This window comes from Cryobacterium sp. Hz7, from assembly GCF_004402815.1.
In the GTDB taxonomy this organism is placed as follows: Bacteria; Actinomycetota; Actinomycetes; order Actinomycetales; family Microbacteriaceae; genus Cryobacterium; species Cryobacterium sandaracinum.
The window spans coordinates 57507-81467 of the sequence record NZ_SOFB01000021.1 but is presented as its reverse complement, the minus strand read 5'-3'; the positions used below and the strand labels follow the sequence as shown (position 1 = coordinate 81467).

Annotated in this window: 17 protein-coding genes; 7 read left to right on the top strand and 10 right to left on the bottom strand. The window is 62.1% G+C overall.

Features of this window, described 5'->3' with window-relative positions:
* Positions 1 to 14: 14 nt before the first annotated feature.
* Positions 15 to 1553, bottom strand: coding sequence for a sugar transferase (locus tag E3N86_RS04915; protein ID WP_233191492.1), 1539 nt, complete (start codon positions 1551 to 1553; stop codon positions 15 to 17).
* A gap of 405 nt (positions 1554 to 1958) precedes the next feature.
* Here E3N86_RS04915 and E3N86_RS04910 point away from each other — a divergent pair, with 405 nt between their 5' ends.
* Complete coding sequence (locus tag E3N86_RS04910; protein WP_134372747.1) at positions 1959 to 2837, top strand: neutral zinc metallopeptidase; 879 nt, start codon at positions 1959 to 1961, stop codon at positions 2835 to 2837.
* A 10-nt stretch (positions 2838 to 2847) separates the two neighbouring features.
* Here the strand turns inward: E3N86_RS04910 and E3N86_RS04905 are convergent, their stop codons facing one another.
* Complete coding sequence (locus tag E3N86_RS04905) at positions 2848 to 3432, bottom strand: acyltransferase (protein WP_104102715.1); 585 nt, start codon at positions 3430 to 3432, stop codon at positions 2848 to 2850.
* A 672-nt stretch (positions 3433 to 4104) separates the two neighbouring features.
* Between E3N86_RS04905 and E3N86_RS17785 the strand changes: the two genes are divergently transcribed.
* The 4 genes from E3N86_RS17785 to E3N86_RS04885 all read left to right on the top strand — a co-directional run bounded on the left by E3N86_RS17785 (position 4105) and on the right by E3N86_RS04885 (position 8135).
* Entirely contained in the window at positions 4105 to 4440 is a 336-nt protein-coding gene (locus E3N86_RS17785; protein WP_134511474.1) for a helix-turn-helix transcriptional regulator, read from the top strand.
* Positions 4440 to 5522 (top strand): protein kinase, encoded by a 1083-nt coding sequence (locus tag E3N86_RS04895; RefSeq protein WP_134511473.1) that lies wholly within the window; start codon positions 4440 to 4442, stop codon positions 5520 to 5522. Before E3N86_RS17785 ends, E3N86_RS04895 begins: the two co-directional genes overlap by 1 nt.
* A complete protein-coding gene (locus E3N86_RS04890) occupies positions 5519 to 7288 on the top strand; it encodes a hypothetical protein (protein WP_134511472.1) in 1770 nt (589 codons plus the stop codon). Before E3N86_RS04895 ends, E3N86_RS04890 begins: the two co-directional genes overlap by 4 nt.
* A gap of 325 nt (positions 7289 to 7613) precedes the next feature.
* Complete coding sequence (locus tag E3N86_RS04885) at positions 7614 to 8135, top strand: SOS response-associated peptidase (RefSeq protein WP_134511471.1); 522 nt, start codon at positions 7614 to 7616, stop codon at positions 8133 to 8135.
* A gap of 161 nt (positions 8136 to 8296) precedes the next feature.
* Here the strand turns inward: E3N86_RS04885 and E3N86_RS04880 are convergent, their stop codons facing one another.
* The 8 genes from E3N86_RS04880 to E3N86_RS04845 all read right to left on the bottom strand — a co-directional run bounded on the left by E3N86_RS04880 (position 8297) and on the right by E3N86_RS04845 (position 20991).
* Positions 8297 to 9952 carry an ABC transporter ATP-binding protein gene (locus E3N86_RS04880; protein ID WP_198412879.1) on the bottom strand — a complete coding sequence of 552 codons (1656 nt, stop codon included), beginning with the start codon at positions 9950 to 9952 and terminating at the stop codon, positions 8297 to 8299.
* 141 nt (positions 9953 to 10093) lie between these two features.
* On the bottom strand, positions 10094 to 11050 hold the full coding sequence (locus tag E3N86_RS04875) for an ROK family protein (RefSeq protein WP_134511470.1): 957 nt from the start codon (positions 11048 to 11050) through the stop codon (positions 10094 to 10096).
* An 85-nt stretch (positions 11051 to 11135) separates the two neighbouring features.
* The gene (locus tag E3N86_RS04870) at positions 11136 to 13616 is read right to left on the bottom strand and encodes a glycoside hydrolase family 2 protein (protein ID WP_241985952.1); all 2481 of its coding nucleotides are present in this window, start codon (positions 13614 to 13616) and stop codon (positions 11136 to 11138) included.
* Complete coding sequence (locus E3N86_RS04865; protein ID WP_134511468.1) at positions 13613 to 14548, bottom strand: carbohydrate ABC transporter permease; 936 nt, start codon at positions 14546 to 14548, stop codon at positions 13613 to 13615. The genes E3N86_RS04870 and E3N86_RS04865 overlap by 4 nt, the downstream gene beginning before the upstream one ends.
* Complete coding sequence (locus E3N86_RS04860; RefSeq protein WP_134511467.1) at positions 14545 to 15480, bottom strand: carbohydrate ABC transporter permease; 936 nt, start codon at positions 15478 to 15480, stop codon at positions 14545 to 14547. The genes E3N86_RS04865 and E3N86_RS04860 overlap by 4 nt, the downstream gene beginning before the upstream one ends.
* Before the next feature lie 88 nt (positions 15481 to 15568).
* Positions 15569 to 16888: an ABC transporter substrate-binding protein gene (locus tag E3N86_RS04855; protein WP_241985951.1), complete on the bottom strand. Its 1320-nt coding sequence runs from the start codon at positions 16886 to 16888 to the stop codon at positions 15569 to 15571.
* Positions 16889 to 16968: 80 nt separating this feature from the next.
* On the bottom strand, positions 16969 to 19953 hold the full coding sequence (locus E3N86_RS04850) for a carbohydrate binding domain-containing protein (protein ID WP_134511466.1): 2985 nt from the start codon (positions 19951 to 19953) through the stop codon (positions 16969 to 16971).
* A 174-nt stretch (positions 19954 to 20127) separates the two neighbouring features.
* A complete protein-coding gene (locus tag E3N86_RS04845; protein WP_198412878.1) occupies positions 20128 to 20991 on the bottom strand; it encodes a LacI family DNA-binding transcriptional regulator in 864 nt (287 codons plus the stop codon).
* 154 nt (positions 20992 to 21145) lie between these two features.
* Between E3N86_RS04845 and E3N86_RS04840 the strand changes: the two genes are divergently transcribed.
* Both E3N86_RS04840 and E3N86_RS04835 read left to right on the top strand, forming a co-directional pair.
* Complete coding sequence (locus E3N86_RS04840) at positions 21146 to 22384, top strand: ROK family transcriptional regulator (protein ID WP_134511465.1); 1239 nt, start codon at positions 21146 to 21148, stop codon at positions 22382 to 22384.
* On the top strand, positions 22377 to 23948 hold the full coding sequence (locus E3N86_RS04835) for a carboxylesterase/lipase family protein (RefSeq protein WP_166785012.1): 1572 nt from the start codon (positions 22377 to 22379) through the stop codon (positions 23946 to 23948). The genes E3N86_RS04840 and E3N86_RS04835 overlap by 8 nt, the downstream gene beginning before the upstream one ends.
* The last annotated feature ends 13 nt before the right edge of the window (positions 23949 to 23961 follow it).

The window sequence follows — 23961 nt, the reverse complement described above, 5'->3', positions numbered from 1 at the left end:
TTTCGCATTCTTCATCAGTACGCACCCACCGGGCGCATGACGGTTTTGAAGGTGCGCCAGATGATGATCAGGTCACCGGCCAGCGACCAGTTCTCGACGTAGTAGAGGTCGAGCCGCACGCTGTCCTCCCAGCTCAGATTCGACCGGCCGTTGATCTGCCACATCCCCGTCAGACCCGGCTTGATATATAGACGCCGGTGCACGTGGATCTCGTAGGCTTCGACCTCCACCGGAAGCGGCGGTCGCGGACCCACGAGGCTCATGTTCCCGACCAGGATGTTCCAGAGCTGGGGAAGCTCGTCGAGCGAGTACTTGCGGAGCACACGTCCCACCCGGGTGATGCGCGGATCATTGCGAATCTTGAAGAGCGCTCCGGATGCCTCGTTCTGATCGAGCAGGCCTGCCAGGTCGTCCTCGGCCGTCTGCACCATGGAGCGGAATTTGACCATTTGAAAGGTGCGCTCATTGCGCCCGCACCGCTCCTGGTGGAAGAGGACGGGACCCGGGGAGTCGAGCTTCACCGCAATCGCGATGGCCACCAGGAGCGGCCAGAAGACAAGGAGTGCGATCCCGGACACGCCGATGTCCAGGAAGCGTTTGAGGACGTGCTTTGTCCCCTCGAATTGTGGGATCTCAACGTGGATCAGGGGCAAGCCTTCGACCGGCCGGAAATGGATGCGCGGACCGGCGACATCCGTGAGTTGGTTGGACAGCACCAGGTCTGCGGATGTCCCCTCCAACTGCCAGCCGAGGGTGCGGATGTACTCGCTCCCCCAGCTGGGCTGGCCGGCGACGATCACGGTATCGACGGCAAGATCGGCGGCCGCGATGGCGACGTGTGCCGGGTCGGAAACCACCGGAATCGTTCGGCTTTCGGTTTTCACCGGGGACTTCGAGTCGCTCGCGAGTGCCACCCCCACCACGTAGTAGGTGGCGCCGGCATTCTCAATCTGGCCGACCACGTATTCGACGTCGGCTCGATTTCCGACCACGATGACTCGCGCGAGGTAGTGGCCGAAAAGCCTCTGGCGCAGCAACCACCGGCGCCAGAGCCAGCGTTCCAGCACAAGGCCGCACATGCCGAGGGGGAGTGCGAGCACGAAGAAGCCGCGTGCGACGTCGACCTGGAATGCCAGGAAACCGATTGCGAGGAGGCCAAACGTGATCGCGCTCGCGTTGATCACCTGTTTGTACTCGGTGGCCCCGATCCCGATGACGCGGGAGTCCCGAGTGTGGAAGACCCCCAGGGTCGCGATCCAGCTGAGCATGATGAGCAGGGCGACCAACCAGTAGTCGGCCCGATATCCGCCGACGGATGCTTGGGCACCCTCACCGCCGAACCTGACGATCAGGGCCGTCGCGACCGCGGTCGTGACGATGCCCACGTCGCTCATCAGGAGTTTCATCCGAAACTGTTTGGCCCAGACCAGGCCGGACGACTTCGCGTCGACGCTGACTGGGTTCTTCAGCGCCGGTGCCGGCACCAGGGCGAGCTTCGGCTGGGCGGTGGGAAGGCGCCCCGCGAAGGGCAGGCGCGGTTGAGGGTCCGTCACCGTCTGCTCACCCCGCCAGCAAGGGGCGGTGGAGCGCTCGGCGCTCGGCCTGGGTGGGGCCGGTGAATATTGGTCGACGAATAGGTCGACACGTCGCGGACGTCTTCACGTGAATCCTCTGCATTTCGGGTGTACAGAGCGGGATGGGATTCGCCCGGGAAAGCCTGTCTAGGGAACGAGACAACCCGACCAAACAAACAAGTGATGAATCTTCAACTGCTTGCGAGCTGACCATACCCCCGAACGCCCAAGTCGGCTCGGACCCCGAATGGGGGACGGGCGGAGCTCACTCATCTCGGTGGGCGGGCACATCGTGCGCAGGGCACCTAATGTTCCATTAGCGAGCTCGACAACCCGGACGCCATCATCGCGGCAGCGGACCACTTCGACGGGTAGCTTTTTCTCATGACATTCAACGACAACGCGAACATCGGCGGCGGCCGGGTCAGCAAAAGGGGCCGCACCGCGGGAATCGCAGTGGGCGGCGGCGTGGGTGCGATCGCCCTCTTTCTGCTCTCACAGCTCCTGGGTGTCGACCTGAGCAGCCTGGCCGGCGGCGGCACGCAGCCCGTCGACAGCGGCAGCGTGTCGAATCTGTCCGAGTGCACGACCGGCGCCCAGGCGAACGAAGACGTCGAGTGCCGGATCAAGGGCGCGGCGGCGTCTCTCGACGTATTCTGGGCTGAGGAGCTGCCCGCCCGCGGAGCCGAATACCAGCGGCCGCCGGTTGCGCTGTTCACCGACAGCGTCGGAACCGGGTGCGGCGGGGCCACCAGCGCCACCGGGCCATTCTACTGCCCGCCGGATGCGACCATCTACATCGACACCGCGTTCTTCGGCGACCTGCGCACCCGCTTTGGCTCGTCGGGCGGCCCGCTCGCCGAAATGTACGTCGTGGCGCACGAATGGGGCCACCACATCCAGAATCTCGATGGAACCCTCGCGGCCTCCCAGGATGGACAGACCGGGGCCGGCTCCAACGCGGTGCGCGTCGAACTTCAGGCCGATTGTTTCGCCGGCGCCTGGGCCGGGGCCGCCTCCGACACCCGCGACACCGGCGGAGTGCCCTTCCTGAAGCCCATCACCCCGGCACAGATTCAAGATGCGCTCAGTGCGGCATCCGCAATCGGCGACGACCGCATCCAGGAGTCCATGCAGGGCCAGGTCAACCCGGAGGCCTGGACCCACGGCTCCAGCGAACAGCGCCAGCGGTGGTTCCAGACCGGCTTCGACGACGGCGCCGGTAGCTGCGACACGTTCGCGCCGGCCGACGCGGTGCTGTAGAGCGGGCGGGTCAGTTGCGCGTGAGTATGCCGTCGTGTTCGGTGTAATCTTCGCCGGTGACCGGACACACAAAGCGGTTGTCTCCCTCGGCCCGCAGGGGCAGGCCGCTGCGTCCGACCCAGCCGGTGCGCCGAGCCGGCACGCCGACCACCAGGGCGTAGTCGGGGACATTCTCGGTGACGACCGCACCGGCTGCCACCATGGCCCACCGTCCGATCGTGAGCGGGGCGATGCAGACCGCGTGGGCGCCGATCGACGCGCCGGTACGCACGGTCACCCCCACGAGGTCGCGGTCGTCGGTGGCCCTGAGCGTTCCGTCGGGATTCACGGCCCGAGGATGCGTGTCATTGGTGAAGACCGCCGCGGCGCCCACGAAAACCCCGTCCTCCAATAGGGAAGGCTCGTAGATGACCGCGTAGTCCTGGATCGTACAGTGCCGCCCAACCACGACGCCGGGTCCGATATAGGCGCCGCGGGCGAGAACGCACTCGGGGCCGAGCCGCGCGTATTCGCGCACCTGCACGAGCGGGCGGATCGTGCAACCGGGGCCGATGACGGCGCTTGGATCGATCTCGGCCGACGCCGCGACTCCCATCACGGCCCCTCGGGTGGCAGGAAAAGGGTCGGGTGCTCCGCGAGGGGGCGGAGGAATCGACGATAAAGAAGCGTATTCACGGTGATTCCCTGCAGTTCGGGTTACAGGTCGGAGAAGTCCTGCCGCGGTGGTTGCCGCGTGCGCCGCTGCCGGGAATCCTCGCACGACATCTGCGAACAATCTGACGTTTTCTCAGCGTGTCACAGCACGGAATGTACCCCCGTTCGGACGCGAGCTACTAGGACCTCTTCGGGGGGGGGGGGCTTGGTTCGGGAGGTGAACGCGCTGCGAGCCGGAGTCTTCCCCGGGCGGCCTACGGATACCGGGCTGCGAGGCAAAAAAAAAAAGAAGGCCACCCCAGTAGAAGCCTGGGAATGACCTTCAGTGGCCCCGACCGGCGTCGATCCGGTGACCTTTCGAGTAAGAGTACGGCTCTTTCAGGGGTTACTGCGGAGTGCCAGCATCTTCGGTCTTCCCCGGTCAGTGCCGTTTTCCGCTGCTAACCGCTTTCGCTGGATGTCACTGAATTTGCGGGATAGATGCGGGGTTCGACGGCAGTCTCAGTCGCGCGCACTCGGCCTTGCGGATTGGCCGCACGGGTTCCGACGAGGCAAGCTGGTCGGTCTTCAGGCGACCTGGTAGGCCTTCAAAGGCACGTGGGTCTTCAAAGGAATGCTCACTGTTGCCAATCATGGCAACAGGTCGTATCGTGTTCATATGGCAAAGGGCGAGAGCGCTGCTTCCCTGCTTAGGGAATTGAGGCGCAAACAGGGACACACCCTGCGCTCTGCAGCGTCTGAGCTCGGCGTGGCACCGTCCCAGCTTTCTCGAATGGAACGGGGCGAAAGGCCTGTAGGTGAGGCAGCAACGCAGCGATTGTCCGACTATTATCACGTTCCAGCTGAGGTGATCAACCTCGCAACAGGACGGGTGCCAGCTGACGTTGTCGCGATCTTGTTGGCCCATCCAGAGGAACTAGCAAATCTGCGTGAGAAGTTCGGCAGCTAGTGGCTAACGAAGCGGAACGCGAAGCCTGGAAGTCAATCCTCACTGGGCAACGATTGGGCGGTTATGAACTCGAGGTTTGCTTGGGAGCTGGATTTTTCGGACTTGTTTTTGAGGCCCAGAACTTGGCGACGAGCGCCCGATTCGCAGTAAAGGTATTGCTTCCATCTTCGGATCCTGGCGCGATCGTGGACTTCGAAAACGAGGCGATTCTGCTTCAGAAGCTCAACGGCTGTGACGGCGTAATCACCTATGTGGATGGCGGCCAGGAGAGCATCGATATGGTCGCGCACGGTGTGACCGTGCCCATGCCTATCCGCTTTCATGTGCTCGCCGTGGCATCCGGGTCCGTTGACGAATTGATCCTCGACCCAGTTGCGCGATCCGAACTCGACTGGACCGAGCGCATTCGGATTTTTCGCGGAGCGGTTAAGGGTGTCCACCAGATGCATCTGGCCGGCGTCGCTCACCGTGACCTCAAGAGCAGCAACTGCCTACTTATGGTGAGCGGCGGCACGACCAGACTCCGGCTGGGCGATTTGGGGCGCGCTAAGGACTTGCGAAGCCCCCCAACTATGCTGACGGACGATTACCTTCGAGGCCGGGGCGACCTGCGTTTCGCTGCGCCCGAGTTCCTTTGGCTCCAAGGTGGAGATAGTGCCAGCGACTTCATGGCCGCTGACTACTACGGCCTCGGTTCTCTTCTCGTCGAATTGGCAACAGGACAACCTCTCACGAGTCTCGCGCTCGGAAACGTCTTCGCCGTACTGCGCCAAGCGAAGCTTGACTTCCAGCGTGGGCAGACGGGCGACCTAACCACCCTGAATCTGCAGTACCGCCGAGTGATCGCTGAAGTCCTGGATGTAATGCCGAAATCAATCCAGAATGATGCTCGAGTTCTGCTCGCCAGCCTTTGTGATCCTCTTCCGACAGAGAGACTCGTTCACTCGCCTTACAACCGGGATCGACACCTTGAGCCGCTCGAATGGGTATTAAGGCGTGCAGACATCATGATCAGACGACTAGAGATCGACGCTCGAGAAGAACGCCGAATCGCACGAAAACTCGAAAGGGCAGCCTCATGAGCAGCCTCGGCCAGCTCGAAGTAATTCGAGCGGACAAATCTTTTGACTCCGAAACCGCTGAACCCACCCTCCCCGGCTCCGACCGCGGACGGTCGGGGTCTAAGGCGCGGAGTTCTCACCCAGCAAAGGCTGGACAGCGTCTTGATGACCGAATCAACGACAGCCTCGCGGAGACGCTGGACGCTGCCACTCGCAATGCCGCTTTGGTGCGTTCATCGACCACTCTGGCTGCCTTGGCGGCCGCATACGAGACACTTGGCGAAACCGCAGAATCTGTCAGGACAGCCACCGAGGCCATCGAATTGTCGCTCACTTCCGCTCGCGAGCAGGGGCTCGTCATCGACCCCGTTTCCGCGCGTCTTGCAATAGAGATTCTCCTTCGCGCAGGGCGAATCGATGAAGGAGTTCTTTTCGCCAGATCTTTGCCGTTTGTAGGACAGGTAGGACTTAGCGTCGGGGCGATGCTCGCGAGTGTCGGACGGTTAGATGAGGCGCACCGTTTCATCGACGGCTCTGACGCTCAAGGTCGCGACGCTGTTCGCGGGTTCCTTCAAGTCGTAGAAGGCAACAACTACGACGCGATCTCGTCGCTTCGGCTTGCACTGAGATCGGCTCCGGACGACGCAGACTCAGCGCTCAATTTGTCTATCGCCTTCTGGAGAATAGGCGCTAAGAGAAAAGCCATCTTTGCTGCTCTGCAGGCAACACGCTCAGCACCGGGTCGCCAGGACGTAGGCCTTCACTATCTCGAACTGCTTATTGCAGAGGCGGATTTCGACCGTTTTGATCGGGAGATCGCGTTGCTGGACCGCTTCGGCGTGGTGCCTTCCGCCCGCCTTTACATTCTTAAGGCACGAGCAACACTCGCCCGCGGTGATACTGATGCCGGGATCAGGGTGCTTGAGCATGCGAGCGAGGCCGCGAAGGCAGAAGAGGATCACCTGGCTTTTGCGGAGGTCCAGAGCAATCTCATCCGCATTCGCGCATGGAACGGCAAGCTCGACCGCGAGCTTGCGGTTTCTCGACTGCTCCACCTCAACGCGCAGTTCCCCACCAGCGCAGTGGTTGTTGTGAGCCTCGCCCAAGTCGCCAACCGGAGACGTCACGCTGCAGCGATACGTAAGGCACTTGAAACAGTCCGAGACACGATGCTTGATGCGCGCTTGGCTTTTGTCGAGCATCAAATTGCATCGCTTGAAGGCGACAACGAACTCGCTGCAGAGAAGGCGGTCGAGTGGTACACCCTTGAGCCAGAAGATCAGAATGCTTCGATCGCCGCCATTGTCGCGCTAGGCATTGGTCAGGAGCGCTGGGAAGAGGCTGCAGAATTCGCGCGAGCGGCACTTCTGAAGTATCCGAACGACCCTAGCCAAATCAACAACGCCGCTTACGTGCTCGCGATGGTGGGTGAGGCAGATGAAGCTATCGAACTGCTCACCCCTCACGCGGAGGGACAGTTCGTCCTCACCGCAACTCTGGGGCTTGCATACCTCGCGTCCAATCAAATCCACACCGGAATGAAGCTGTACCGTGAGGCAGCGAACATCGCAGAGAAGCAGAAGGACGACTCACGCAGCTTGATGACCGCATATCAGGCAATGGTTGTCCGTCAACTCGGCCTGCTCGATACAAGCGATCCCGCCGCCTTGACTGCGATGTCCTTGCCCCCAGTTGCGCTTCCCGATGATTGGCGTGAGCGATCCGAGTTTCTCCGGCTCCGGACACTTGCAGCCAGCAAGGGTTACGAATGGCCTCTCACGCTGTAGCGGAAATGATCGGCCGATGAACGCTCGTTTTCACGTTTCGTCATCGCGACTTTTCTCGGGAGCACCGCGTTCTGCGGGGGAATCACCGAAGGCCAAGCACAAGTACCCGCGTAGTGTGTCCGTCATGGACTACGACCTTGGCGTGCCGAATTGCGAACGATGCTTGGTCCGTATGGTGATCGAGGGCACCGATGAAGGCCCGTACTGGTGCTGCCCCGAGTGCCGTATCGTTCGGCTCGCTTGAGGTCCCCTGCAGTGATGCTGCTCACAAGGTGACGGACGATCCCATTGCTGACGAGGCTGGGGGAGAGCTAGCTTCAACAGCATGTGCGGCAGATACGTAGTCCCCAACACGTCAGACGAATTGCTGAGCCTCTTCGACGCTTTCAACTCCAACGCGGCGGATTGGGAGCCCTCGTACAGCGTCGCCCCCACGGACTCGGCACCCATCGTGCGCGAATGGATCCACGAAGAAACAGTGCAGCGAGACGTGGACCTAGCGTCGTGGGGATTGAAACCAAGTTGGGCGAAGCCGGGCGGACCGGCGCCCATTAACGCGCGCCTGGAATCGGTGGCCAGCAACGGCATGTTCCGCAGCGCGTTTGCCAGCCAACGGTGCCTGGTGCCCATGGCCGGCTACTACGAGTGGCAGCAGATGGATGACGGGAAGCAGCCCTACTTCATCCACGGCGACGGCGCTGTGCTCGCCGCGGCCGGCCTCTACGCGGCGATTGCGGAAATGGGGAAGGTTCCGGATGGTGCCCTGCTTCAGAGCCAGACACGCTGGTCTTACTTCATGATCTGGTCTGAGCAGCTATGCGGGAACAACGCGAATGCGGCGATATAGATTTCCTACTTTCATCCGCGTGTTCTGAACCAGGGTGAAGTGACTCTGCCCTGACAGGCCCACCGGTTGACGTCTCAGGCTTTGGCCGGTGGTAGCCGCGAGCGGGGGGTGCACCAGGCTGGGGCCTCCCTGTTTGTGCAATCCGGTTCGAGGAAAATTAGTTAGGCCGCGGCCGACATCTCTGCGTAAGCTCCACCCGCGGAAAGGAGCTGTTGGTGGGTACCCACTTCGACGATGCGGCCGGCGTCGAGAACTACGATGCGGTCCGCGTCACGGATGGTGCTGAGCCGGTGCGCGACGATAAGGGTGGTCCGCCCGTGACGAAGGCGTTCGAGGGCATCACGGACTTCGGCTTCCGTTTTTGGGTCGAGTGAGGCGGTCGCCTCGTCTAGGATCAGTAGTCGCGGATTACGGATCAGCGCGCGCGCAATTGCTAACCGCTGGCGCTGACCGCCGGAAAGCTGTGCGCCGCGCTCTCCAACGGGCGTGTGCCATCCCTCTGGTAAGTCGAGGACGAATTGTCCGTTGGCGGCGAGAAGCGCATCCTCGAGGCGTGTGTCGCTCGTCTCGGGCAGTCCGTAGAGAACGTTGTCTCTGATGGTGCCTCTGAACAGGACGGGCTCCTGAGGGACAACGGAGATGAAACGGCGGGCGGTGCGCATGTCGAGCGTGCTGATGTCGAGCCCATCGAGAAGTACGCGGCCGTCGGTTGGCCGCAGAAACCCGAGTGCGATGCGTGTGAGGGTGGATTTTCCCGACCCGGAAGGACCGACGAACGCTACCGTCTCCCCCGGCCTGATCTGAAGGCTCACATTGGTGAGGACATTGTGTTCGCCATAGCGGAAGGTGACCGATTCGAAGTCGATCCGACCGGAAGTAGCGTGGACAACCATCTTTCCCTCGTTGTCCTCGATGTCCGGTTCGGTCAGGACCTCAGCTATGGATCGCCGGGATTCTAGCCCTCGGGTGATAATAGGCGCGGTTTGGAACGCGCCGGAGATGGATCCGGTGAGTAGAGCGAAGTAGGAGCTGAGGAGGACAACTTCGCCTACGGTGATCGGAAGGAGACCGGTCATGGCGACGATGGCTGCTCCGAATAGGCTCCCCAGGGTGATGAGCTGGTAGCTACTCCATGACAATGCGCCGAAACGGCCGTTGAGCCGATCCAGGGCGACTCCCGCAGCCTCGACACGGCGTGCGGCATCTACGACTCGCCCTACGGACACGCCTTCCAGACCGTGGGCTCGAGTGATTTCCAACAGGGAGGACATCTCTCCCACGGTCGAGGACATGGTCTCGACGTCGCGTCGGAACGAAGCGTTGCTCTCGGCTGTTCGGCGTCGCAACCAGATGATGAGAGCGGCTGCAAGGGGGATGGTTAGTGCGAACACCCCCAGAAATTGAGGCACTCGAACTGCGGTTACGACACCCGCGCCGATGAGGATGGTTATGGCATTCAGAAGTGGGCCGGATGCCTGTTGAAGCATCAGCTCCAAGTTTTCAACGTCGCGTACTACCTTCGTTTGCACGATCGACGCGCTGCCGCGGGCGTGGTATTCGAAAGACATGAGTTGAAGGCGCACCGCCAGCGCTTCCCGGAGCCGAGAGCCCATCGAACGCACCGCGGACGAATACAGTCGGACGTAGATGTTGTTGGCGGCGATGTTCGCAATGATAGTGGCCGCCCCGACGGCGGCCGGCAGGATCAGCGCGTCTGGTGCCTTCTGGTCAACTAGGGCGTCGACGACTTCCGCCGTTACAAGAGGAAGGAGCCACAGAGGGCTTTCTTTCACAACAAAGGCTAACGCTGCGACCATTATCCGTCCGGCCGCCGGACGCAGGGCCGAGCGAAGGAGCTGGTCGGGTCGGATCTCACATAAGGGTGCCATGGTGCTCCGCATGTTGTTGGTGACCGGTCGTGGGATGTCAGAATCTACCCAGGGATGGATGGCGGAGAGTCAGAGGGTTGAGGCTAGCGTGACCTCGCCAGGGTGACCGATCAAATGTGGTCGGTGGATGAGGGCCGCAGCGCCGATCAGGGGGCCGTCGCTGCCTAAGCCTGACGAGAGGATCGCGACGTCGCGGGAGTAGTCGAACACCGCATGGTCGCGCGCCGATCCGCGGACTATGTCCAGGTAGAAGGGGGACACATGGGAGAACCCTCCGCCAATTGCCACTGCCTCAAGGTCAAGGAGTGTGGCGACGTTCGCAATAGCGCGTCCCACGGCTGCTGCCGAACGCTGAACCGCGGCGATAGCAATGGCGTCGCCGACGCCTGCTGAACGTCCAAGGTCCTCACCGGTCTGCCCTGACCACCCGTGCCTCCTAGCCCAGTCAACGCTTCTGAGTCCGGAGGCGATCCCTTCGAGTGTTCCGCCGTCCGAGGTCCCGTCGTCCGAGCGGTCAAGGTGAATCTGCCCGATGTGGCCAGCGTTGCCGGAGCGGCCGAAGACTATCCGGCCGTCCAACATGATGCCGCCGCCGACACCGGTCGACACAACAATGCTCATGGACGATGAGGTCCCGCGGGTCGCACCAATCCAGTGTTCGGCGAGGGCGAGGCACGTGCCGTCGAGGCGCAACTCGACAGGACGGTCGGGGACGAGGTCTTCGACGAACGAGCGGACTGGGAAGCCGTGGAGAAGAGGCAGGTTTTTGGGAAGGATCATTCCTGCGGCGAGATCGACGGGGCCTGCGGATCCGATCCCGACACCGACGATCACCGTGCCGCCCGACTTCGCAGTGGAGGCCATCACGCAGCCCTCTAGTGCAAGGCCGAGGCCGTGTGAATCCATATCCCGGCCAGTCGGGACGCGGTGCCTACTCTGGGCGACGATGTGTCCGTCATCGTCGACGAGAGCAGTCTCGATCTTTGTCCCGCCGATATCGATTGCAAGCGCGAGTGAGTTGGGCATTTGATGTTCCTTAGGTGGTAGCGAATCGGGCACACGAGGCCTGCCGGATGGGGAGCATCCGGCAGGCCTCGTGTGTGGCGGTGAACTATGCCCAGTCGGCCACGAGCTGGTTGGCGGTGCGGAGTACCCGGTCTGACACCAGTTGGTGAGTATCGATTGGGCGGTCACTAGTGACATGGAAGGTGGCGGACTCGCCTGGGAGCAGGGTGACGAGCTGATCGTTGACGACTGCCTGGGGGTCGACCTTGTCGATCAGCAGGGTGATGTCGCGGACGAGGTTGTCCGCTGTCACCGTGACGTCCACACCGCCGTTGACCGTCTTGACTGTGGTCGACAGGCGGGCGGCTTCGAGGGCGGAATCGCGATACTCGGCGAAGAACCAGAATGCACGCGTGTCACCGAAGTCGACGACCAACAGCTCACCGTTAGCGTCTTCAGGTGTGCTGGTCTCTTCATCGATCGCGATCGTCGCTGCGGAACGTGCGTCGACGTGCACATCCTGCCGGTTCTCGGCGAGGACGGTCCCGTCGAACCGTAGGCGACGGATCACGTATTCACCATCCCAGTTCTCGGCGCTGTCGTTGACGGCGACGGTTGCGAGAGAGTCTGCGCGTGGCTGGACGGTCAGAAGGCGGTCCTGGTAGACGTGCTTGAGCGCGTAGAGCAGCGGTTTGGCGACACCGTAACCGTCGATGGCGGCCCAGGACGTGACCGGCCAGCAGTCGTTGAGCTGCCACACGATAGAGCCCATGCACCGAGGACTCTCTGATCGCATGTGCTCGATTGCGAGGGTGACTGCGAGCGCCTGGTTGAGGGACATGGCCCAGTGCCAGTCCTCGGTGTTGTCCGGAAGGGGTAGGTGCGCGACGAGGCCGTCGGTGAGCTTGTCGTTGCCGTCCGTCGCCTTTTGGTGATGGATCATGCCGGGCGACTCCGGGGTGAGGGGGTTGTCAGAAATTGACCGTTGGATACTCGACCAGGACGCCGGGCCTTGCCAGCCGAACTCAGCGACGAATCGGGAGTGGATGTCGCGGTAGGCCGGGTAGTCAACTCTGTTCCACAGCTCCCACAGGTGCACTGATCCGTGATCGTAGTCGTTGGCAAAAATTTCCGGGTCACCCGACCAGGGGCTTCCGGGCGTGTACGCGCGGCCGGGGTCGAGTTCGGAGACGAGGCGGGGGAGGAGGTCGAGGTAGTACCCTAGCCCCCAGGTGCGTCCCTGCAGGCGCTTGGCCCATCCCCATTCCTCGTAGCCCCAGATGTTCTCGTTGTTGCCGTTCCAGAGAGCCAGGCTCGCGTGCGGCATGATCCGAGTCACGTTGTCGCGGACTTCAGCTTCGACCTCGCTCCACAGCGGCTCCTCCTCGGCGTAAGAGGCGCAGGCAAACAGGAAGTCCTGCCAGACCAGGATGCCGCGCTCGTCGCAAAGTTCGTAGAAGTCGTCGGACTCGAAGTAGCCGCCACCCCAGATGCGCAGCAGGTTCATGTTGGCGAATTCCGCCTGGTCCATTCGCCGTGCCAGGCGGGCGCGGTCGACGCGGGTGATGAAGGCGTCGTCCGGTATCCAGTTCGCGCCTCGGATCCATACCGGTTCGCCGTTCACGACAAATCGGAAGGATGTACCTTCAGCGTCTGGCTCAAGTTGCACTTCGATGGTGCGGAAGCCGATCCGGGTGGTCCAGGTGTCGACGGAGGCGCCTTTTACGCTCGCGTCCACGGCGAGGTCATACAGGGGCTGGTCTCCGAATCCGCGTGGCCACCACAGATCAACGTTGGCGACGGCAATCTCGACTGTTGCTGTCGTGCTGCCAGCGGGGATGGTGGCTGAGGACCTCTCCCCGGCGATGCTTGCCGTGAGGACGACTGGTTCGTCGGAGGTGCGGTCGATGGCCACGTTCACGCTGACTCGCCCGGTCGACTCGTCGACGACCACCACGGGGCGCACCGTCGCCAACCGTGCGGTGCTCCAGGCGTGCAGAGATACGGGCTTCCAGATGCCGACGGATGCCGCATCCAATCCCCAGTCCCAGCCGAAGTTACAGGCGGCCTTGCGGATGGCGTTAAAGGGGTGGGTGTAGGTGTGCGGTCGGTAGCCGATTTCGAGGCTGGCCCGGTCGGCTTCAGCAACGGGGGAGGCGAAGAACACGGAAAGCTCGTTCGGTCCATCGATGAGAAGCTCATCAATCGCGAGGCGGTAGGTGCGGTGCTGGTTGCGGGTGGTAGCGATCTGATGACCGTTGAGGGTTACCGTGGCGATAGTGTCCAGTCCCTCGAAGACCAACTCGTGGCGGTCGTGCCCGTCGGCAGTCCACTCGAATGATGTGGTGTATTCCCAGTCGCTTTCGCCGATCCAGGTCACCTTCTTCTCGTTCTGATCGAGGTAGGGGTCGGGGATCAGGTTCGCGGCAAGCAGATCGGTGTGTACCAGTCCTGGGACAGTTGCGGGGAATGACTTTCTGGCTACCGAGGAAGGGATGGGGCCGCGCTGCGCGCGGACGCTCCAGCCGTCGTGCAGGGGGCGCACGGCCGCGCTTGTGAGAGTCGGATCGGTGATGGTGTCGGTCACTTTGTTGCTCCTGAGGTGAGTCCGTTGTAGATGAAACGCTGGAGGAAGAGAAAGGCGATGAGGGTGGGGACGATGACGAGGATGGTTCCGGCGGCGATGACTTCCCATTGCGCCCCGAATGGGCCCATGAATCGGAAGAGGGAGGTGGAAATCACGCCGAGATCCCGTGAGGGCATGTAGAGGAAGGGGATGTAGAACTCGTTGTAGACGGCAATGCCCTTGATAATCACGACCGTCGCAATGGCGGGTCTTAGCAGCGGCAGGATGATTTTCCAGTACACCGTGAATCGACTGGCACCGTCGAGCATGGCTGCCTCGTCGAGGGAGATCGGGATCGACTGCATGAACTGCAGGAAAATGTAGATCGCGACGATATCAGTGCCGGTGAACAGAAGGATGGCCGACCATCGGGTGTTGAAAAGATCGAGGGCGTTGATGACCTGGAAGGTCGCCACCTGGGTGGTAACGGCGGGGACGAGGGTTGCGAGCAGAAACAGTGCGGTGACCAGGGACCGGCCGTGGAATCGGAACCGGTCGATAGCGTACGCAGCCATGGTGCCGATGAGTACGGTACCGGTGATCGAGATCACGAGGATGATTGCCGTGTTCACGAATCCGGTGATCATGTCGCCCTGGGTGAAGGCGATGACGAAGTTGTCGAAGTTGAACCAGTTGCTCGGGGGAACGAGGGGACCCGTACTCCGATACTCCGCCGAGGTCTTGAAGGCGAGCATGAATATCGTCACGATCGGGATGAGGGCGAACAGGCAGGCGATGACTAGGGACGCGTACTTGCCGAGCGGGCCGAAAATTTCACCGGCACGGCGTCGCCGCCGGGGGCTCTTCGTACCCGGGCTCCCAGACGCTGCGATTGCGTGGTCCGTCACGGGCAGTCCCGTGGCGTCCACGGGGCTGGGCTGGGTGCTGGTCATTCCTGGCCCGCTTTCTCGTCGGGGAAGACGCGTCGTTGCACTGCGGTAATGATGAGGACGATGGCGAGGAGGACAACAGCCATCGCCGAGGCGAGACCTACCTTGGAATAGCGGAATGCTGTGTCGACGGTTTGGATTACGAACGTCTCAGAGCCGTTTGCGCCTCCGGTCATGATGTAGGGCATTTCAAACGCCGAGAGGGCACCCGCGATGGCGAGAATGAACGACAGGCCCAGGATGCGCCGGATGCTCGGCACGATGATGTATCGGAACTTGTCCCACGAGTTCGCCCCGTCCAGGTCAGCCGCTTCGTACTGTTCCGCAGGAACGGATTGGATGGCGCCGAGGAAAAGTACGAAGTTCAACCCCATGTATCGCCACACTGAGGTTGCAGCCAGCGACGTGTTGACAACCGACGGATCGCCGAGCCACTGCGGGGTGTTCTGTACGCCTAAAGCGCCGAGGACGGCGTCAAGCGTCCCGTCCGGACGGAAGAAGTAGAGAAACATCAGCCCGATCGCGACACCGTTGATCAGGTACGGGAAGAAGATAACGCCCTTGAAGAAGTTTCGGAACCGTGTTTGAAAGCTCAGCAGGGCCGCGAAGAACAGCGCTAAGCCGAGCTGGGCGATGGCGCCGGCAAGGTAGAAGAGGCTGACGAAAAAGACGCGAAAGATCTCCGGTTCAGTGAAGATTTTGATGTAGTTGTCGAGCCCGACCAAGCTTTTTTCTGGATCAAGGCCGTCCCAGTCAGTGACGCTGTACCAGAACATATTCGCGACGGGGATGTAGGTGAGAACGATGAGGAACGCAAGCGGGACTGCCAGGAACAGCCACGGCGTGATCCGTCGGCCGGCCAGCCGCTGTTTGCGTTCCGGCCGGATCCGTTTGCTGGCTCCCACCTCGAGGGGAGGAGTGTCGGTGATCGACATGTCGATCCTTTCGGCATCTACGGGGGACGCGGTTGAAGGTGGGAGGAGACGGGCGGCCCGCTGCTAGGCGGACCGCCCGTCGAGTCGTTTATTCGACGACGGCGGCGCGGGCGGTAGCCCAACGCTCGTTCAGGTCATCGAATAGTGACTTCTTGTCGCCGTCTCCCGCGCCGCGGGCGGCGTCAATGAGCCCCTGACGGTAGGAGTTGCCGAAGAGGTCGATCTCGGCCTCGTTGGCGATATCGGTGATGACGGCCTCCTTGCCGACCGGGTCCGGAGCGAGCTCGAGGTACTCCACGCCGATTTCGGTGAAGTCGGAGAGGGTATCGGGAGCCGCGGCGTCGATGACGGGACTGATCGCGCCCTGGCTTGCGGCGAATCCGGACTCGTCTGTGAACCAGTCGATCCAGGCACGGGCAGTGGCCTTGTTCTCGGAGTTCTTGTTGATCGCGAGGAATTTGTCGGACGCGGTCACCGAGGTGAACGTGCCGTCCTGCGCCCAGGGCATCGGCCAGAAGCCAATGAGGTCGCGCGATTCGCCAGCCTTTTCTGCCGCATCCTGCATCTGCGCGACGGCCCAGGAACCAAGAACCATCGAACCGATCTTGCCGGTGGCGAGGAGGTCTTTGGATTCCTCCCAGTTGGTAGTGGTGGGGTCATCCTCGCTGAGGCCAGCCGCGACCGTGTCAAAGAGCAGACCGTCGATGTTGTACTGGTCGTTACCTTCCGTCCAGGGGGCATCGTCAGCGATCATCTGGCTGCGCACGTCGGCGCCCTGGACGGTTCCGAGATTGCCCTCGATCGTGGCCAGTGGCCAACCGTCCTTGTAGTTGGTGTAGTAAGGAGTGACGCTGTTGTCCTTGATTTTCTTCAGGGCCGCCAGGTATTCGGCCTCCGTCGTTGGGGGACTTGTGATGCCAGCATCGGCCCAGACGTCGCGGTTGAAGACGTAGCCCATTGCTGAGCCGAAGGTGGAAATGCCGTAGGCGGTGCCGTCGAAGGAGCCTTCGTTGGTGAATCGGTACTTCTTTGCCAGGTCTTCAGTCGAGCCGAGAGGCTCAAAGTAGTTCGCGAACTTGTCTTTGGTGACGTTCGAGCTGGGGATGAGTAGGACGTCGCCGTAATCTTTGGAGTTGAGGCGGATCTTCGTGTCGCCCTCGTAATCGGTGAGTGCCTCGAACTTCACTGTGGTGCCCGGATACTTCTTCTCGAAGGTCGCGGCATAGTCGGCGAAGGTGGTGTCAACGAGGTCGGTGCGGTTGGTGAGCACGGTGATCTCGCCGGCCGGTTCTCCAGAGTCGTTGGCTGCGGAGTTGCCGGTGCATCCGGTAAGGGCAAGTGCGGCTGTCACAGCGATGGCCGTAGCGCCCATCAGTGCGTTTCGTCGGGTGTGTGGCGTGTGTTGCACGATGATTCTCCTTGGTTGGCCGTCGCCGTCATCGGCGCCGGGGTGTTCGGATTGGTGTACAGAGGGGTAGCAGGTTGGTGTTAGTGGGCGACCACGACGGTGGTGACGTCGTCGATAGTCATGGTTCCCGTGCCAGTCCCGTTGATGTACAGCGCGTACTGGGTGACGGAGGTGAGGTCAAGATCGGCCTGTGGTGCCCACGACGGTGGCGCGAAGTCAGTGAAAGGGATATTGACTGTCTGTGGTCCGTTAGTCAGTGGCGTCACAGACGCTTCCCAGTAGGCGCCGTTCGCGACGAACTGCACTGAGATGGAGTTGCTGACGTCGGCATCGATGTTCAGGGTTAGACCGGAGTATCCCCACCAGTTTTGTGCGCCGCTAAAGGTCTTTACGGTGCCGGCGTAGCCCGCGGTACCCAGATCGTAATCGAACTGAGCAGCCTTGGTGCCGTTGGCGTCGTTCGCGGTCAGCGAGGGGTTGATTGCGCCGCCACCAGCATTTCGGACGTAAGCGGCTTGCAGGTCCGAATCAACTGCGTAGCCGTCGAAGTCGTCGACAACTGTGGGTTTAGTGGGCAGGGCTGCGGTAGAGAAGTCGCGCCGTTCTGACGCTGTCGATCCGGCGCCATTCACCGCGGTCACCTGCCATGAGTAGGTGGTCTCCGGGTCCAGCTCGAGAGCCGGCCGATATCCCGTTGCGGTTAAGCCGGTTGCGGACGTAACGGGCGTACCGGGGGCGTTTGTCTTCCAGAGCTCGAAACGGTAATAGGCGGCGGAGACGGCGGATCCCCAAGAGAATGCTGGTGTGGCGGTAACCGATGACGCGGCCGCTGCGGGAGTTCCGAGCTCCACCGCTCCGGGCGCAGTCAGTAGTGCTGCGTTGGGGGAGTAGAGAGTTACCGCACCAATCTGGGGGGTCCAGATTTCGCCCGCGGACTGGGGCCAGGAAACTCGGAGATGGTTGATACCCGTCAAGTTCTCGACACTGTAGGTGTAGGGCTTCCAGTTCCCGACACCGGCGCGCGTCTGCGTTTGCAGAGTTGTCCAGGTTGACCCATCGGCGGAGCCCTCGACCGTGAGCGCAGCCACGGCCTGGTCGGGCCAATACCACGCGTCGATGTCGGCACCGCTAATGTCATCAAACACCCAAGAGAGGCTTGCCAGGTCGGTGCTGTCGCGTTTCACCCTTGAGGTATCGCCGCCGAACGATGTCGGGTTGCTGCTGTCGAACGAGAGGCTCCCGTTGTGTTGCACAGTTTTCGAGAAGTCGTCCAGGGGGTCGAACAATGCGATAGTCTCTGCTGCGCTGGTGATGGTGGCGCGTTCGACCTTGCCGTTGCCTTTCCAGCTCAGGCGGAGGGCGTCCCCCGAGAGACCGTCCGCAATTACGAAGCGGTGCCCTGCTCGCACGACGATCTTGGTAGGAACGACAGTCCAGTTGATTCCATCGACGCTCGTGGACACGACGACAGATTTAGAATCGGTGACCCTAAACATCGCGCTGAGGAGGCCATCGCTCTGCCAGGTGATGTTGGCGGTGCCGCCCTTTGTGCCCGCGGCAACGCCGCCGGCAGGTGTGGCGAGGATGGCGGTCCCTTCATGTGTGGAAGTAAGTGACCAGTTTTCAAGCGGGTCGACGAGGACAGATCCTTCATTGGGTGCCGCGACCGCGTCGGAGGCAGTCCGGCGGCGGTCATTGGCGTCGACCGGGATCACCCGGTAGGCGGCGCCGTCCGGAGATTCGTAATCGGTGACGGGTGACGCTGAGGCGGACACCGGCCCGGCAGTTACGTCGGCCCACTTTTGCCCGTCGGTTGAACGTTGCACGATGTATCCGGCAGCACCCGCTGTCCCGCGCCAGGCGACAGCGTTGATGCCGTAGTTCTGATCGATTGCGGTTAGGAGAGGAATGCCGAGGTTTAGGCGGCCCGGCGTACGCCCTGTCGCAGTGCTGTACTGCTGGATGGCGGCGACGTTTTCCCTCGCGCGCTCCGAATCTCCCGGGTAGTGAAGGGTGAATCCGTCGTCGTGTTGGACCTGGCCGCCGCGGTCGTTGTTGCCGAAGAGCGACCAAAAGAACATGCCCGAGACGTTTGGATCGGTGGCCGCGGCGTCCATTAGTTCTCCGGTCGCTGCTGTGGAAGCGTACTCGCCCGCGATGTATACCTTGTCGGCGGCAGCTACAACTGCGGCGTCGGCGGAGACACGTTCGGCCGTTGGAGGATAGTAGTGCACATCGACGATGTCCAGGTCGGGGGCCGCGAGGGTGTCCGGGTCAATGTCGAAGCGGCGGCCCGCTGCGACGAGCTGTTGCGGCGCCTGATCCTTAATGTGGGCGACCTGGGTATTGATCCAATCGAGGGTCATTCCCTCGAGTTCGTTGCCGAGCTCCCAGGCCATGATCGTCGGGTCGTTCACGAAGCGTGTACCGGTGATCGAGTTGGTGTGCGCCAGGATGTGGTCTACGTAATTCTGGTACGCGGCGATCGCTGATGGGTCAGTGTAGAACTGGTCGGCGTCAAGCCCGAGCGGGGTCGTGAAGTCGCGGTGGCCACCGTGGTAGTACTCCCACTCGTCGGTCAGAGGTAGCACCAGGCGGATGCCCAGTGTTCCGGCGTAGGCGACGGCAAAGTCAATGGTTTGGAAGGCCTCATCGTTGTACTGACCGAGTTTTGGCATGAGCGCCAGTGGATCTGCATTGTCCTGACTGGTGGACGTGGTCATGTGGGAACGCACCACGGTGATGCCCATTTCAGCGGCGGTATCCAATGCGTCCTTGATCCGGAAGAACGTCGGGTAGTTGACTCCGCCGACGTTTTCATCGAGACCGAGCCAGTAGATGTTGGTTCCGCTAGCGCGGAATTGCTCGCCATCAAGGGTCAGAGAGCTGCCATCGCGTTGCACGAAGGCCTTGTTTTCATTCTTCCAGTCGGACCCCTTCTCGGTGGCGCCGGCGGGAGCGGCTACGACGAGGGATGCGGCGGCAATGGCAACGAGAGCTAGTCCCGCAATAGATGAGCGAGGTTGCTGCCGCTGTGGCGCGGACTGGTGGGGGGCACATTTCATGTTTTGCCAGGGCTCCTTCGACCGGGATGTGGTTATTGCCGAGCGATCCGAGCAAGTGCACGGTGCTGTGGCGTACCCTCATGGTCGCTGATTGGTTAGGCGCTGTCAAGAACATATATAAATTATTTATGTAATACTCATCGAGTGAGGAACCTCCGGCGAGAGATTCGACGACTAGCTCGAGACGATCACTATCGGCGCGCCGGTCGATTCGCGGGCGACGACTACCACTGGGGGACTTGCGATGGATTGCCCCGAGGCCGAGACAATCTCTTCGAGCAGTCCCTGACCGGCGAGCATTCCGATGACCTGGACATCATGCGATACGGCCGACAGCGGGGGCTCGCTCAGTTGACATTGCGCGGAGTCGTCCCAGGCAAGCAGCGAAAGCGCACCTGGAACCGATACCCCCAGCTGTTGCGCCGAGTCCAGCGCGCCGAGCGCCATCAGATCATTGTCAAGGATGGCGGCAGTCGGTGGCTTCTTGTGCCTGATCAGGGCGCTGATGCAGCGTCCGCCGGATTCGCGGGAGTAGTCACCGTTCTGCTCGACCGGCTCAATACCGAGGCGTGCGCATTCGTTGAGGAAGACGTCGCGCCGGATTTGGCTATGCAGCAGATTGGCGGGGCCGCCGACGTGAGCAATCCGGGTATGGCCGAGTCCGGCGAGATATTCGACTGCATCGTGCATGGCCACATCGTCATTGGTCCACACTGCTCGAATGCCCGGCGCTGCCGTGGGCGGGCCAACGACAATTGCTGGCAAGCCGAGCGAGCGGACCAGTTGAGGGCGAGGGTCGTCAATAGTGAGGTCGACAAGAATGACGCCACTTACTTCGCCGTCGGCGCTCCATCGGCGGTACGCCTCCGCCTCCGCTTCCGTATCTGCAAGCACATTCAAGAGAACCGAATACCCTGCAGGCCGCACGGCCCGCTCCACGCCCGCAATGAACTCATGGAAATACGGCTCTGCGCTCATGATCTCCGTCGCCCGAACGAGGGCGAGGCCGATCGGGCGCAGCAAGGGGATGTCGCTCACGGGATCCTGCTTTCAGTTAGACAGCTCCAGCGTAGGTGCCTCAGGCACCCACGCTGCTGCAGTCGGCAGAATGGTGGGACACCGGTCGCCCGGGAGCGGGCCGGTGCGCCTGCTGCTTTACCGTACGCTAGCGAGCAGATCGAGAGGGGAAACGATGGCTCGTCCTGAGGCCACACCGGCGGCGCCGGGCAGCCGCGCCCTAGTCGTCGACCTCATTCGCTCTTCCGGTCCGATTAGTCGTGTCGAATTGACTGCGGCGACCGGGTTGACGCAACCGGCGATCTCTCTGATCGTGCGCAAATTACTGACCGACGGAATAGTCCGCTTGACTGGATCCACCGCAACCGGCGGTAAGCCGCGCCAGATGCTCGAGATCAACGCCCGTGCTCGCATCGCGGTCGGCATTCAACTTGCTTTCGAGGCGATTACCCTCGTGGCCACCGACACCGCGGGTGGCGTCATCGCACGCCAACAGATCGACGGTGCGGCACTGGCCCCGCCAGAGGAGGTCACTCGCCGCATCGTTCGCGGGTACGAAAACTTCGTGCGCGGGAGCGGGCTGGATCGAACCGCGATCGCCGGTGTTGCTGTCGTCGCTCCAGGGCCGATCGACCAGAAAGCAGGACGAGTGCTTGGCCCTCCGACGCTCCAACATTGGCGAGACTTCCCGCTGCGCGAGGAAATCGGCTCCGGGATCGGTGTCCCGTTACTCGTCGAGAACGACGCTGCCGCGGCGGGGATAGGCGAGTTTTGGAGCCGCGGCGTCTCGCGGCACGAGACTTTCGGCAGCATATACATCGGTTCGGGAATTGGTGCCGGGGTCGTGCTCGACGGGGCGTTGTACCGGGGTGCAAGCTCCAACGCGGTTGAGATCGGTCACGTAACGGTCGTTCCCGGCGGTCGCGAGTGCTTCTGTGGCAACATTGGCTGCCTGGAACGCTACGCCGCCCCATCGGCCGTGGTCAAGGAAGCGGCGAAGAATAAGAACGCATTCGACGACCTGGACCTCACCTTCGAAATCGAACGGAATGCCCGCGAGTTCGACGTCATAGGACTCGCCGCCATCAACGGACACGCGGCAGCCAGCAAGCTCCTACAACAATCCGCGGAGTACCTGGCCGAGGGCGCCGTGACTCTGGCGAATCTATTCGATCTCGACGCCTTAATCTTAACTGGCCCTGGCGTTGCCATTGCCGGGTCTATTTACACGCGCGCCATCAGGGCCCGGCTCGAGTCGCAGAGATTCGCCCGCCGCGCACATCCCATCAGCGTCGAACTCTCCGCAAATCCGCGCGACGCGGCCGCCATCGGTGCGTCTTCATTGGTCTTGCAAAGCACGCTGTCTCCCGGACACGGACCAGTCCTCCATCAATCAGCCATCGACCGTGGCTGACTCCACAGCTTCGCTAGTCCACACACCAGACGGTATTCTCCGCGGCCGCGTCGTCACCACGTCCGACGGTGTAGCGGCTGCGTTTCGCGGTATCCCGTACCGCGTGGCAACCCAACGGTTCCGACCCGGGCGTCTCGTCGAACCGTGGAAAGGCACTCGAGACGCCGTACAAGCCGGACCAGCTTCGCCCCAGCACGTCGACGACCCTGGCGGGCTACTCATCAATGAGCGCGACTGCCTCAACCTGAACGTCTGGACGCCTGATCCGTCGGCGCACAAACTGCCTGTGTTCGTCTGGATACACGGTGGCCTGCACATCTCCGGGTCCAACGCCGACCCACTTCGCGACGGTGTACGCCTTGCTGCGTCTGGCGGAATCGTCGTCGTCTCAATCAACTATCGCCTCGGCGCCCTGGGATACCTCACCCTCGACCACCTGCTCGGTCCGGACTACAGCCAATCCGGCAACCTCGCGCTGGTCGACATCATCTCCGCGCTCGAATGGGTGCGCGACAGCATCGCCCAATTCGGCGGTGATCCCCTTAACGTCACCGTCGCCGGCCAGTCCGCGGGGGCAACCATGGTCGCCACCCTTCTCGCATCACCACGCGCGGAAGGGCTGATGCGCCGCGCTATCGTCCAGAGCGGAGATCCCGAACGGGTGGGCTCACGTGCCTACGGAGAGGCCGTGACCGGCGAACTGCTCGAGCTGCTCCACCTCGGCGGCGATCCCGCCGGCCTTATCGACCTGCCGTGGTCCACTATTATCCGCGCGCAACAACACCTGCTTGCAAAGCACTCCGCCGGGCGCCCCCAACCTGTTCCGGTCTTTCGCCCATCGATCGATGGGCGTCTGCTGCTGAGCGACCCTGTGGCCGCTGTCGCTAGGGGAGCGTCGTCGGCCATGGACCTGATCGTGGGAACGAACCTGAACGAGGCCAGCGGGCACGTAGATCTGCGTGAAGGCGGCACGCACGTGTCACAAGCAGCCCTAGATGGCTCCCTCAGCACACTGCTGTCCAAGGAACCACTCGGGGAAAGATCCCTCAGCCGATTCGAGGCTTACAGGGAGGCTTTTCAACGCGACACCGGCCGCGGCGCAACACACGCTGAACTCCTCGAAGCCTGCCTTACGGACTCCACATACCGCCAACCTAGCCAGCGCCTTCTTGACGCGCGTACGCAGGCGACTGGCTCGACGAGGTCATATCTCTTCGTTTGGGAACAACAGGACGCAACGTGGGCTAGAGGGGCCGGGCATTCCCTCGAATTGCCCTTTCTTTTCCGCCACGTCGATGACTCGCGACAGGCCCGCGCTGAAGCGGGGCTCAACGCCCCATACTCCCTGCGCGACGTCATTAGCCAATATTGGGTCGCCTTTGCAGCGACAGGTGCTCTCGACCACTGGCCAGAATACGAACCCAACCGCCGAAGCACACTAATTCTTGACAGCCCCACCCGGCTGGCAGACGCCCCGCGTGACAATATTCGCCGACTGGCCGCTGAATCGCACATGACCAAATCGCCCAGTCGAGCGCTCCGTAATCCAACGCATCGCAGATGAGCGTCCGCTTCCC

What these genes read in the sequence shown, in the direction of transcription:
- E3N86_RS04840 (WP_134511465.1), top strand. Translation starts at nt 21,146, where the DNA reads ATGGCTCGTCCTGAGGCCACACCGGCGGCGCCGGGCAGCCGCGCCCTA.
- E3N86_RS04885 (WP_134511471.1), top strand. Translation starts at nt 7,614, where the DNA reads ATGTGCGGCAGATACGTAGTCCCCAACACGTCAGACGAATTGCTGAGC.
- E3N86_RS04875 (WP_134511470.1), bottom strand. Translation starts at nt 11,050, where the DNA reads ATGCCCAACTCACTCGCGCTTGCAATCGATATCGGCGGGACAAAGATC.
- E3N86_RS17785 (WP_134511474.1), top strand. Translation starts at nt 4,105, where the DNA reads ATGCTCACTGTTGCCAATCATGGCAACAGGTCGTATCGTGTTCATATG.
- E3N86_RS04905 (WP_104102715.1), bottom strand. Translation starts at nt 3,432, where the DNA reads ATGGGAGTCGCGGCGTCGGCCGAGATCGATCCAAGCGCCGTCATCGGC.
- E3N86_RS04890 (WP_134511472.1), top strand. Translation starts at nt 5,519, where the DNA reads ATGAGCAGCCTCGGCCAGCTCGAAGTAATTCGAGCGGACAAATCTTTT.
- E3N86_RS04880 (WP_198412879.1), bottom strand. Translation starts at nt 9,952, where the DNA reads ATGGTCGCAGCGTTAGCCTTTGTTGTGAAAGAAAGCCCTCTGTGGCTC.
- E3N86_RS04865 (WP_134511468.1), bottom strand. Translation starts at nt 14,548, where the DNA reads ATGACCAGCACCCAGCCCAGCCCCGTGGACGCCACGGGACTGCCCGTG.
- E3N86_RS04910 (WP_134372747.1), top strand. Translation starts at nt 1,959, where the DNA reads ATGACATTCAACGACAACGCGAACATCGGCGGCGGCCGGGTCAGCAAA.
- E3N86_RS04860 (WP_134511467.1), bottom strand. Translation starts at nt 15,480, where the DNA reads ATGTCGATCACCGACACTCCTCCCCTCGAGGTGGGAGCCAGCAAACGG.
- E3N86_RS04850 (WP_134511466.1), bottom strand. Translation starts at nt 19,953, where the DNA reads ATGAAATGTGCCCCCCACCAGTCCGCGCCACAGCGGCAGCAACCTCGC.